This window comes from Nocardiopsis sinuspersici, from assembly GCF_001998325.1.
Lineage (GTDB): Bacteria > Actinomycetota > Actinomycetes > Streptosporangiales > Streptosporangiaceae > Nocardiopsis > Nocardiopsis sinuspersici.
Map to the genome: position 1 here is coordinate 1 of NZ_MCOK01000002.1, position 10,612 is coordinate 10,612.

The following is a 10,612-nucleotide window of genomic DNA, read 5'->3' on the forward strand; positions in this document are numbered from 1 at the left end:
CCGTGGACGACCACTCCCGGTTGGCCTACTCCGAGATCCTGACCGATGAGAAGAAGGAGACCGCCGTCGCGTTCTGGGAGCGTGCGCACGCCTACTTCGCGTCGGTGGGGATCACGGTGGAGCGGGTACTGACCGACAACGGGTCCTGCTACCGCTCGCGTCTGTGGCGTGACCTGGTCCGTGACCAGGGCGTCAAGCACAAGCGCACCCGCCCCTACCGGCCCCAGACCAACGGCAAGGTGGAACGCTTCAACCGGACCCTGGTCCAGGAGTGGGCCTACGCCCGCCCCTATGCGTCAGAGTCCCAACGGCGGGAGGCGTTCCCCGGGTGGTTGCATCACTACAATCACCACCGGTTCCACACCGCACTCGGTGGCCCTCCCGCCTCCCGCGTCACCAACCTCTCAGGGCAGTACACCTAGGTGACCCAGTTGCGCAGCGTTTCGCGGTTGACGCCCAACTGGTCGGCGGTACGGGCGATGACCCCGTCGCGTGTGGCCGCCTCCCTGCGGGCCTCCACCGCCATCCGGATCGCTCGTTCGCGCAGCTCAGGCGGATACTTCCTCGGTGCTGGCATACCGCTCTTCCTTCCCAGGGTTGAGAGCCTCCATCACCCCCGGAACGAAACAACCCGGACCCAACGCCCGGACGGCGCACCTGTCTACGTGATCCTGGACAACCTGTCCGCGCATAAGGGGCCAGCAATCCGCACCTGGACCCGGCGCAACAAGGTCGAGTTGTGCTTCACTTTGACCTACACCTCCTGGGCCAGCCCCATCGAGGCACGCTTCGGGCCACTGCGCCAGTTCATCATCGCCAACTCCCACCGCCCCAAACCACGCGGTGCAGAACCGGGTGCTACACACCTACTTGAGGTGGCGCAACGCCAACGCCCGCGATCCGAGTTTGCTCGCCCAACAGCGATGCGAGTGGGCTCGGATGCGAGTGGGCTCGGGTGCACAGCGAGAAAGGTCTGCGCTGGAGAGAGCGCCCACTGGCCACTGCGGCATTATCCCAACTCGGCAAACCTGTTCAGTCACCACACTAGCACTGGGTCGCTACGCTGAGTTTTCCGTACTGCAATCTCTGGCAAATGACTTAGGTCTTATGTCAGAGCAAACCGGATCTACGACTGGAGCACTAACAAGGATTTCTTTCTGGCGAACATTCTCACCCCTTTCTGGACGAATCCATTAAAAGCCTTAGCCATCGAGACCGATCGACTACGTCCCTTCGGGTCGCTATGCGCCTCAGCAAAGTCAGGATAACGACTGCGGCTACGGTCATCCACGCTTTCCCCAGGATCTGCCCTGGAAGGTAATCGAAAGAACCAAAGGCGAATTGCAAAAAAATCAGGCTGTCCACGATGATCCCGATGATATTAGATCCAACCATGGCGATCAGGAATCCGCGTTTACGTAGAGGTTCGTAGACGATGAAATCCATGCCCTCAGCCAAGGCGAAAGCGAAAGCGGACGCCACAGCCAGTGCCGGATCAGCCATCAAGTAGGACAAGACGGTGCCTACGGGAATCGCCAACAGCACTGCGCCGCGCCCTGCTTTTTCCCTGGCTACGTCACGTAGGATGAGCGCGAGTCCGGCCACATAGACCCCCGCCGGAGCCGCGTAGCCGAACCCCACGGGAAGGACGCCGATGTAGACGATCGCGAGATTCGCCGCGGGAATGGTGGAAACGTAGAGGGCCAATACGACGACCCCGGAGAGCGAGAGGTTCTTCACGCCTTTTTCTTTCGAAGAGTGGCACCTAGAAGTAGATGGGTGGCCAGTGGGAGCAATGTGCTCTATCTGGAGAGAGCACTCACTCCCCCCGGTAGGTGCAACCGGAGGTACACGTTTCTTGGACAGTGATGGCCGTGAGCCCATGCAGCGTGGGGTGTAGCCGCTCCCAGATCCAGCGCGCCAGGTTCTCGCTCGTAGGGTTATCGAGCCCGTCAACCTCATTGAGGTAGTAATGGTCGAGTCGGCTCCGCAGAGGTTCGAACGCACGCTTGACGTCGCCGAAGTCCATGACCCAGCCGGCATCAGGTTCCACAGGCCCCTCGATGTGCAAGACGACCCGGTACGAGTGTCCGTGCAACCGAGCACACTTATGCCCTTCCGGCACCCGGGGCAACCGATGCGCTGCTTCGAAAGTGAACTCGCGGAATATTTCCATTTTCACTGAATTCCCAGATACTTGTGCGTTTGGAGTGACAGGCGCCAGTGAGGGTTCTTCAGGCAGTACTCGACGGTCTCACGAGTATTGGCTTCGAGTTCGGGGCCGTCCATGGGTTGGAGTCGGAAGACACTGAAGTCTAGATGCTCGAACGACTCGGGGGAACCGCCGGGCTGCGGATACACCAACTTCAGTTCATCCCCCTGGTCAACGACAAGTTTCGAACCGATCTTGGGGCTGACACACAGCCAGTCGATCCCCTCAGGCGGAACACGGGTACCGTTCGTTTCCACTGCGACCTCGAAGCCCTGTTTGTGCAAGGCTTCCACGGCTTCTTCGTCCAGTTGCAGGAGGGGTTCACCGCCGGTGCAGACGACAAACCGATGAGCCCGTTCTTCGGAGGGCCAGGCACGTGCCACAGCGTCAGCAAGCTCATCAGCCGTGGCGAACCGCCCGCCCCCGACACCGTCTGTACCAACGAAGTCCGTGTCACAGAACGTACAGATCGCACGGTGGCGGTCTTTCTCGTAGCCGGTCCACAGGTTGCAGCGGGACATACGACAGAAGACAGCTGGCCTACCGGCATGGCTCCCCTCCCCCTGCAAGGTGTAAAAGATCTCCTTGACCAGGTACCCCATACCTACCCCACTCGATACTGGACGGGATCGGTGGCCCCGGCCTCGGCAAACCCCTTGAGGCGCAGCAGGCAAGTGTCACAGTGACCGCAAGCCCTCGCCTGCTCGTCAGGGTCGTAGCAACTGAAGGTCAAGGAATAATCGACACCCAGGCGCAGCCCTTCCCGGACGATGTCAGCTTTGGACATCTCAATGAGGGGTGAGCGCAGTCGGAGGGGAGTCTCGTCCTCGACGCCAGCCCGGGTGGCGAGGTTTGCCATCTTCTCGTAGGCATCCATGTAGTCGGGACGACAGTCAGGGTAGCCGCTGTAGTCCACCGCAGTGACGCCCGTGAAGATATCCTTGGCCCCAACGACCTCGGCATAGGCGAGGGCGTAGGACAAGAAGATGGTGTTGCGGGCGGGAACATAGGTCACCGGAACACTGTCGCTCCCGAGCTCCTCGACGCTGTCGTGCTTGGGAACAGAGATCTCGTCGGTGAGAGCCGACTCACCGAAGATCCTCAAGTCAATGTCGGCGATGACGTGACGTTCCGCTCCGAGTGTCTCAGCGACCCGTCGTGCGGCATCGAGTTCGATGCTGTGGCGCTGGCCGTAACGGAAGCTCAGAGCATACGGGCTGAAGCCCTGGTTCTTGGCGATTGCCAGGACCGTGGTCGAGTCCAGACCTCCGCTCAGTAGTACGACTGCGGGCCGTCCCATATCGTTCACACCCCTCTGAAGTGGACTGTCCATCCCTGGGAGCCTACAGGCGATAACTGGTGGGTAGAGTGAACCGCGTTGCCTTCAAGTTACGGTTCGCAGGGGGTCAGGGTACGTGAGGGAACTATCTGTGGTAGTTACTTGCACAGAGCGCAAGATAAGCCCGGTTACACCTTCCCTCCAGGTACACACGCTTCCCGACGTGGCCATCGACCAGCGCGTGGCGATCTGGAACGAGCGTCTTGCCCAAGCTTCGGGACAGACCTCCCTGTCAAACCTCTACAAAGGGGAACAGTGGGCTCAGAGCAGAGCCTTGACCGGAGCGGCGGCCAGAGCCGGTTGGACACCGAAGCTCTGGGTAGCTTCGGCGGGACTCGGCCTCCAACCAGTGTCAGAGCAGGCGCCACCGTATGGGGCTACTTTCAGCTCAGGGCACGTCGATTCTGTGGCTTCGACCAACGCAGACCGAAGAATTTGGTGGGATCATCTGCAAAGGCGCAGAGGAGCGGCGAACCTTAGGGAGCTCGGTGAGCAGGGACCCGTGCTTCTCGTGCTGTCCGAGTCTTACAGCAGGATCCTGCAGGCCGAGCTGCGAGAACTGGGCCGTCTCGGCGGCGACGTTCTTCTGCTGGGGGGAGACCGTGAGGTTCCTGGCATCCACCGTGTTCCCTCCAACAGGGCGTTGCGCCATGCTCTGGGGGGCACGCTCACGAGCTTGAACGCACGCATGGCGATCTCCTGGGTTGGCCACTGTTCCCCAGGCGGCCCGCTCACAGCTCCAGATACCGTTGCTGCTTGGGGCAAGTGGGCCGCAGAGTCCGAGAAGCAGGAGACCTACGACCGCAGGCCGATGACTGACGAAGAGGTGCGGGCATTCATTCTGACCGCGGTCCGCGCTAACCCCAACTGTTCCAAGACCAAGCTCCTGCGTCTCCTGCGCGAGGAGGGGATGGCTTGTGAGCAGAAGAGGTTTGCCACGTTGTACGTCGAGACCATGGGGGATGGATGACTGACTCCGTCATCAAGCGTAGGGCTCTCCGTGTGCAACAGCATCCGACCATCCCGCTCTACTTGTTCACACTGGCAGCCGAGGAGGTCGATCAGGTGGCCGATGTCGCCCGGATCTCCAGGGATGAGGCCGGTAAGTTGATCGGCTACCAGCGCCCTGAGAAGAAACAGCACGTCAAGCAGATCTTGGAGTATCTCGATAGTGACGAAGTGCTTTTCCCTAATGGGTTAATCCTGGCACTGCCAAGTAGTGTGCGGTTCCGTGCTAGTCCTGGGCCCGCATCAAGCGACGGCCTGGCCACGAGTGGGACGCTTGAGGTTCCGCTTCCGCAGTCCAGAGACGAACCACGTCCGGCGTGGATTGTCGATGGCCAGCAGCGAAGCCTCGCCCTCTCCCGTACCGGGAGGAATCGACTCCCAGTGACCGTCGCAGGTTTCGTCACTGAAGACCTCGCCACACAACGGGACCAGTTCCTACGCGTGAACACAGTCTCTCCGCTCCCCAGCAACTTGGTCTCAGAGCTCCTGCCCGAGGTCTGGACGCCGCTTCCCGCTAAGCTATCGGCGCGAAAGCTTCCGTCTGCTTTGGTCGACGTGATGAACCAGGATAATGAATCTCCTTTCCGAGGTATGATCAAGCGGGCATCAACCAGGCCAGAGAAGCGTGGTAGCGCTGTTGTAGCCGACAACAGTCTCAGTACGGCTATCGAGGAATCCCTAAATTCGTCCGCTGGCATCCTTTTCCTCCACAGGAACTTGTCCAACAACACTACTGACACTGGGTCGATCCGCAGACTGCTGATCATCTACTGGACGGCGGTGCGCGATACGTTCCCCTATGCCTGGGGACTTCCTCCCACAAAGAGTCGCCTTATGCACGGCGTGGGAATCCGATCCATGGGGCGTTTGATGGACCGAGTAATGGCGAATGTGGACATACATTCCGATGATGCCGTCGATTCGGCATGCAAAGAGTTGGCACTCATAAAGAGCGAATGTCATTGGACGCGAGGACGCTGGTCGGAACTCAACGTCACCTGGAGTGAACTGCAAAATACCCCGCGCCATATTAGTACTCTCTCTAACTTTCTTATCCGTGTCTACGTTCGAGCAAGGGCAAACGCGTCGTGAAGTTTTATTTTCCGGACAGCCAAGATCTGGTGAGTCCGACGTACGATTTCTTTAATGACGAGTATTTGCCCACAAGGGTCCGTCAGCGCGATGACCGCTACGCGCACGAGGTCGTCACGCCTACTCCCTACGACGGGATACTCGTCAGCAAAGCGATCGTCGACGGTTCGGTAAACGGATCCGGAAAATACACGTCCGCACAACGAGCCAGGCTTTACCGCATGGGCATACGGAAATTCTTCAGGCTACCCAAGGGAATGTCTAGCCTGGGCGATTGCGGAGCCTTTAACTATATTGATGAGGAATACCCACCTTACACGGTCGATGAGGTTCTTGATTTCTACGAGGGGTGCAGGTTCGACTCCGGGGTCAGCATCGACCATGTGATTTTCGGATTCGAACCGGGACTGGACGAGCACCAAGTCGACCCCGCATGGGCCAAACGGCGCCGTATATCTCTTGACCTCGCTGAGCAATTCATAGGAGAGGTCCGAAACCGCGGTTCCCTACTGGAACCCGTCGGAGCGGCACAGGGTTGGAGTCCCAAGAGTTACGCGGATAGTGTTTCCCGCCTCCAGGAATTGGGGTACCAGCGTATTGCCCTCGGTGGAATGGTCCCCTTGAAGACCCCGGAAATCCTCGCCTGCCTCCAAGAAATCGACCTAGTGCGTTCAGAGGGCACAGAACTCCACTTGCTCGGTATCACTCGGGTGGACAGCATGGGAAAGTTCAAGGACTACGGGGTTACGAGTTTCGACAGCACATCAGCCTTCCGTCAGGCCTTCATGGACGACCGCAACAATTATCACACTCGTGATTTTTCCTTCACCGCTTTGCGTGTCCCACAGGTCGATGCGAATCCCGCTTTGAAACGTCGGATCCTGTCTGGAGGAGTCGCTCAAGCCGAGGCCGTTGCTGCCGAACGCAACTGTTTGAAGTGCTTGCGCTCCTTCGATCGTGGAGAGGCTGGCCTTGAGGAAGCTGTGGAGGTCCTCGCAGTGTATGAGGCACTGGTGAACGGGCCCAAGAAGAAGAGTTACATCGACTTTTACCGACGCACTCTCGAAGCGGCCCCCTGGAAATCATGCCCGTGCGCCCTATGCAAAGAACACGGGATTGATATAGCTATATTCAGGGGATCAGAGAGAAATAAGCGCAGAGGGTTTCACAACCTCACGGTACTTGAGTCAAAGATGCGTGAAATAGAAAACTCCTAAACCGTTGCCCACCCCCGCCAGTAAAATAGGAGATGATGTGGCCGATCAATACACGCTTAGGCTTCCCGCTCTCGAGGTACGCCAAGGGAGTCGGCGAATCTACTGCTTCGCCGTGGACGGAAAGAAGTTGCATAGCTTCGCTGCAGTTTCTCGCATCAGCCGAGATGAGGAGGAGAATCTCAAGGGTTATCAGCGACCTGAGGTTCTTAGCCACATCCGAGCCATCCGCCGATACCTCGAATCGGACGGAGCAATGCTGCCTAACGCCGTCGTGCTGGCATTTGATCCGCGAGTGAAGTTCGTGCGCCACGGCCAGCAGAGCAGCGTCGACTACGCTGTTCCTGGAGAACTCGCCATTCCAGTTGATGAGGCCCTCTCGGAAGATGAGAAACCAGCCTGGTTGGTGGATGGTCAGCAACGGAGCGCGGCGATCCGCGATGCGGACCTGGCAGAGTTCCCGGTCGCGGCCGTGGGTTTCATTGCTGACAACGCCGCAGAACAGCGCTCTCAGTTCCTCCTGGTTAACTCGACCAAGCCCCTTCCCAAGGGCCTCATTCACGAATTGCTGCCAGACACCACGGGACACCTGCCCCCTGCGTATGTGCGGCGTAGGCTTCCTGCAAAATTGATGACGCGGCTCAACATCGACGGCGATAGTCCGTTCTACGGGACCGTTGCAAGCCCGACCTCCCCCTATGGATACATCAAGGACAACAGTCTGTTGAAGATGCTGGAACACAGTCTCTATGAGGGGGCTCTGTACCAGTATCGCAACCCGGTGGATGGTAGCGGGGACGAGGAACGCATGCTGCATCACCTCAAGTCCTTCTGGAGCATCGTGAAGGAGGTCTTCACGGACGCATGGCTTAAGCCTCCGAGGAATTCACGCTTGACCCATGGTGCTGGTATTCAGTCGATGGGGTTCGTCATGGACACCCTGACCGACGAGCTACCTGCTGAAGGTGTGAGGTGCGAAGCTGTCCGTTCCGCCGTGGCGAGCCTAGAAACCGAGGTGGCCTGGACTTCAGGGACATGGAGGTTCAGCGATGGCGAAGAGCGCAAATGGAACGGTCTACAGAACACTCCTAGCGATGTGCACTTGCTGACCACGCATCTGTTGAAAGTCATCCACAGGTCGGGCACGGCTGAGTGATGGGATGGCACTAGCGTCTAAGGGGTCGGCCGACCATGCTGTCGCCGACCCCTTTAGCTCCTCATACGTGCTGATTATCCTGGGCGAGGTGGGATAGGCCGTCCACTGCGGCCCTTAGGAGAGAGGCCGATCCGCTACCGTCCGCGTACGTCATATGGGCCTTCTTGGCGCTTTCCGTGATGAATCCTGTGGCGGCGTGCTTGGCGCAGCGAGTCGCCAGGACCACAAGATCAGCGTTCCGCGATTTGTGCCGTAGGGAATCGCTTCCTACTTTGTCGTGAGAGAGAGCGATTTTTAGTTCGGGCACGAGAGTCCGCAGTTTCGCTTCTGTGCGCTGTAGAACGGCCTCATCAAGGGAGTACAACAGCAACGACAACGGTGGAAGCCCCGCAAGGGGATCCTCCTCCTGGAGCCGCTCGGGCAGATGCCATTCGAACGGGATCTCGAGTTCGCCCGACAATTGGTGTGCGAACTCGATGATGGATGGTTCCAGGCGTCCTTGTAGGCGGTGCAGCGGCCCTAGGAGCGCCAACGCCAGGTTCGCCCGGACCGCACGGTCAGGGCATGCGGATAGCACCAGGCGATCGGCAAAGTCGAGGGCGACGATCGCGTTCTCCGGAGACACCCACTGCTCACAGGAGCTCTGTACCAACTCGAGTATGTCTCGGTAGTCGCCCGGGCTGGGTGAGGAACGCAGGAAGATCTCGGTGAGCGCTTGGATGGCGAGCAGGTCGCCCGGGCCGAGTCGGTGGAAAGACAGCGCGTAGGTAAGGAAGGAGAGCGCTGTGTGCGGCGCGGAGTACTCGTAGCCGACCGCTTCGATGAAAGGACCACTGGCGATCTCCCACGCGTTCTTCCACGAGGAGTCGTCCAACGCATCGAGGAACCGGCTGATATCTTCATCGGACTCTGCGGGAGAGGGCCAGTTGTGCCACTCCTCGTCCCTGACGATATCCAACGCCCTGGTCTCTCTCTGCGCTGCTAGAGGAAGCAGGTCCAGCCAACTTTCTGGCGAGGCGGAGGAGGAGGGTTCTGAATCGGAGGTTGAGCTCTGATGGGGACGGTTCTTCTCTGAGACCTCGGGTGGGGGCGCCGGCCTCCCTATAAGCTCTTCAACCCTCCGGAGCACCACCTCCGGTAGAACCTTCAAGTAGCCGGTGTCGGCCAAGGCCGAGACCATCTCCTCCATCGAGGGGATGTCTTCGCGACCAACCGCGGTCGTGACTAGGACGGTCGCTGCTTCGTCCCCGTAGTCCCGGACATCTTCGTGTAAAGGGAGGGGCGCAGGGAGCGCGGCGCCACGCAGGCTATCGAGGGCAGCTTCAAACTCTCCGCTTTCGAGCAACTCGCACAGGTGCACCGAGTAGATCGCGTTGAGGACGGCCTGTTTCACCGGCAGGGGCGGATCCTGGCGCAGGACATTGGACAGACCCTCCATGGCGAGCAGGTCCTTACCTCGGCCCAGGCGGTCCAATCGTTTGATTCGCAGATGGGCGAGGTTGGTGGCGGTGATCCCACCGCGCGCCTCGATCTCGTTCAATGCGGCTTCGGAGACGGCCTGACCACCAGTGGCCAGTGCGGCTTGAAACTCGGCGAGCAACCGACCCAAAGGCTTGGGTATGTACCAGTTCCGCGGAGGACCGGTGACCGCTACTCTTTGCATGAGTTCGAGCGCCTGCCGCATACGCCTGCGGCGCTCTTTGTTTGTGCCGGCCCCGACGATGAATGTTGACCCCGGCCCCGCGAACTCGATGACAGCGGAATCGACCGGGTCAGCCGGGTCCAGGACCGCAGGAACGGTGTCGCCCTTGGTGCAGTACGTGGGGCCGACGAACGCCTGGATGAGTTCCCTGACCTGGGTGGTGTTAGTGCCGTTCCCAGAGATCACGTACATCGCGAACCAGTCGCGCCACTCGATGTGGCGGGGAAGCGCAATGGGGCCGTCCGGTCCGGCACTGAGGGTTTCTCTACAGGAATCGACGATCGCTGGGTACTGGCCAGCATCATTGCCCTCACCGAAAAACCTATCGACGAACTCCTCGATGCCGAGTCGCTCTCTCGGACGCACGGGCCCTCCTGTCGTCACCACGCGGGTCTCCTCCACTGTTGTGCGAAGTCGAGGTGGGCTTGGGCGACTCCACGGCCGTCGACCGTGTACGTCACTTGCTCTTTGCTACTTCCCAGGCCATTGACGGTGAAGTTCATCGACCCCGTCAACATCCAATCTCTGCCACAGATTGTCTTCTCATGGATGTCCGGGTCCAACTTCACGTGCAACTTCCACTCATCCCTGACCAGAGAACGCATTCGAGCAACGAAGGCTTCGTTGTGCGCGCCGGGCCGGGTCACGAGGTTGACCCGTGCCCCCGCAGCAGCGATGAGGGCCAGTGCCTGTGACAGGCGGCATCGTGTCGAAGGGAGCTCGCCGAGGACTGAGTCGAACGTCCCCCGCGAGTTGTCGATGACCTCCACGTCGCTGATCCACCCAGAGATCACCCACAGGTCCTCCCCTGGCGAGAGGATCTCCGCTATCAATGCTGCGGCCAGTAGCGAGTCCGCGCGCAGTCCCGTCCTAGTGCCTGTACGCACGG

12 protein-coding genes and 1 pseudogene are annotated in these 10,612 nt (G+C 59.7%); 6 read left to right on the top strand and 7 right to left on the bottom strand.

From position 1 onward, the window contains the following. Positions 1 to 422 (top strand): integrase core domain-containing protein (locus tag NOSIN_RS26395; RefSeq protein WP_143833086.1); only part of this gene is annotated, 422 nt, incomplete at its 5' end. On the opposite strand, the gene NOSIN_RS26400 is transcribed toward NOSIN_RS26395, so the two are convergent. Continuing rightward, a complete protein-coding gene (locus NOSIN_RS26400; protein WP_077693785.1) occupies positions 419 to 577 on the bottom strand; it encodes a transposase in 159 nt (52 codons plus the stop codon). The two genes, NOSIN_RS26395 and NOSIN_RS26400, sit on opposite strands and share 4 nt — an antisense overlap. A 55-nt stretch (positions 578 to 632) precedes the next feature. On the opposite strand from NOSIN_RS26400, the pseudogene NOSIN_RS28145 reads away from it, so the two are divergent. Further along, positions 633 to 1,048, top strand: a pseudogene (locus NOSIN_RS28145) (hypothetical protein); the annotation flags it as partial. 122 nt (positions 1,049 to 1,170) lie between these two features. Here the strand turns inward: NOSIN_RS28145 and NOSIN_RS26410 are convergent. From NOSIN_RS26410 to queC, 4 genes are all read right to left on the bottom strand, one after another. After that, complete coding sequence (locus tag NOSIN_RS26410) at positions 1,171 to 1,740, bottom strand: VUT family protein (RefSeq protein WP_077693786.1); 570 nt, start codon at positions 1,738 to 1,740, stop codon at positions 1,171 to 1,173. A 79-nt stretch (positions 1,741 to 1,819) separates the two neighbouring features. Then, complete coding sequence (gene queD / locus NOSIN_RS28235) at positions 1,820 to 2,176, bottom strand: 6-carboxytetrahydropterin synthase QueD (RefSeq protein ID WP_077693787.1); 357 nt, start codon at positions 2,174 to 2,176, stop codon at positions 1,820 to 1,822. 2 nt (positions 2,177 to 2,178) lie between these two features. Further along, positions 2,179 to 2,814, bottom strand: coding sequence for a 7-carboxy-7-deazaguanine synthase (queE, locus tag NOSIN_RS26420; protein ID WP_077693788.1), 636 nt, complete (start codon positions 2,812 to 2,814; stop codon positions 2,179 to 2,181). A 2-nt stretch (positions 2,815 to 2,816) separates the two neighbouring features. Beyond that, positions 2,817 to 3,545, bottom strand: a complete 729-nt coding sequence (gene queC, locus NOSIN_RS26425; protein WP_227015378.1) for a 7-cyano-7-deazaguanine synthase QueC — start codon at positions 3,543 to 3,545, stop codon at positions 2,817 to 2,819. A gap of 169 nt (positions 3,546 to 3,714) precedes the next feature. Here queC and NOSIN_RS26430 point away from each other — a divergent pair, with 169 nt between their 5' ends. From NOSIN_RS26430 to dbpB (NOSIN_RS26445), 4 genes are read left to right on the top strand one after another with little or no spacing between them, the layout of a single operon-like run. Continuing rightward, positions 3,715 to 4,521 carry a hypothetical protein gene (locus NOSIN_RS26430; protein WP_206057672.1) on the top strand — a complete coding sequence of 269 codons (807 nt, stop codon included), beginning with the start codon at positions 3,715 to 3,717 and terminating at the stop codon, positions 4,519 to 4,521. Continuing rightward, positions 4,518 to 5,651 carry a DGQHR domain-containing protein DpdB gene (gene dbpB / locus NOSIN_RS26435; RefSeq protein WP_077693791.1) on the top strand — a complete coding sequence of 378 codons (1,134 nt, stop codon included), beginning with the start codon at positions 4,518 to 4,520 and terminating at the stop codon, positions 5,649 to 5,651. Before NOSIN_RS26430 ends, dbpB (NOSIN_RS26435) begins: the two co-directional genes overlap by 4 nt. A gap of 29 nt (positions 5,652 to 5,680) precedes the next feature. Then, complete coding sequence (gene dpdA, locus NOSIN_RS26440; RefSeq protein ID WP_206057674.1) at positions 5,681 to 6,868, top strand: tRNA-guanine transglycosylase DpdA; 1,188 nt, start codon at positions 5,681 to 5,683, stop codon at positions 6,866 to 6,868. Between the two features lie 37 nt (positions 6,869 to 6,905). Further along, positions 6,906 to 8,021, top strand: coding sequence for a DGQHR domain-containing protein DpdB (gene dbpB, locus NOSIN_RS26445; protein ID WP_077693793.1), 1,116 nt, complete (start codon positions 6,906 to 6,908; stop codon positions 8,019 to 8,021). Positions 8,022 to 8,082: 61 nt separating this feature from the next. Here the strand turns inward: dbpB (NOSIN_RS26445) and dpdD are convergent, their stop codons facing one another. Together dpdD and dpdK are read right to left on the bottom strand one after the other, a co-directional pair. Next, positions 8,083 to 10,110, bottom strand: coding sequence for a protein DpdD (gene dpdD, locus NOSIN_RS26450; protein ID WP_143833087.1), 2,028 nt, complete (start codon positions 10,108 to 10,110; stop codon positions 8,083 to 8,085). Next, on the bottom strand, positions 10,104 to 10,610 hold the full coding sequence (dpdK, locus tag NOSIN_RS26455; RefSeq protein WP_206057677.1) for a phospholipase D-like domain-containing protein DpdK: 507 nt from the start codon (positions 10,608 to 10,610) through the stop codon (positions 10,104 to 10,106). The genes dpdD and dpdK overlap by 7 nt, the downstream gene beginning before the upstream one ends. Positions 10,611 to 10,612: the final 2 nt, after the last annotated feature.

What these genes read in the sequence shown, in the direction of transcription:
- queE (WP_077693788.1), bottom strand. Translation starts at nt 2,814, where the DNA reads ATGGGGTACCTGGTCAAGGAGATCTTTTACACCTTGCAGGGGGAGGGG.
- queD (WP_077693787.1), bottom strand. Translation starts at nt 2,176, where the DNA reads ATGGAAATATTCCGCGAGTTCACTTTCGAAGCAGCGCATCGGTTGCCC.
- queC (WP_227015378.1), bottom strand. Translation starts at nt 3,545, where the DNA reads ATGGACAGTCCACTTCAGAGGGGTGTGAACGATATGGGACGGCCCGCA.
- NOSIN_RS26400 (WP_077693785.1), bottom strand. Translation starts at nt 577, where the DNA reads ATGCCAGCACCGAGGAAGTATCCGCCTGAGCTGCGCGAACGAGCGATC.
- dbpB (WP_077693791.1), top strand. Translation starts at nt 4,518, where the DNA reads ATGACTGACTCCGTCATCAAGCGTAGGGCTCTCCGTGTGCAACAGCAT.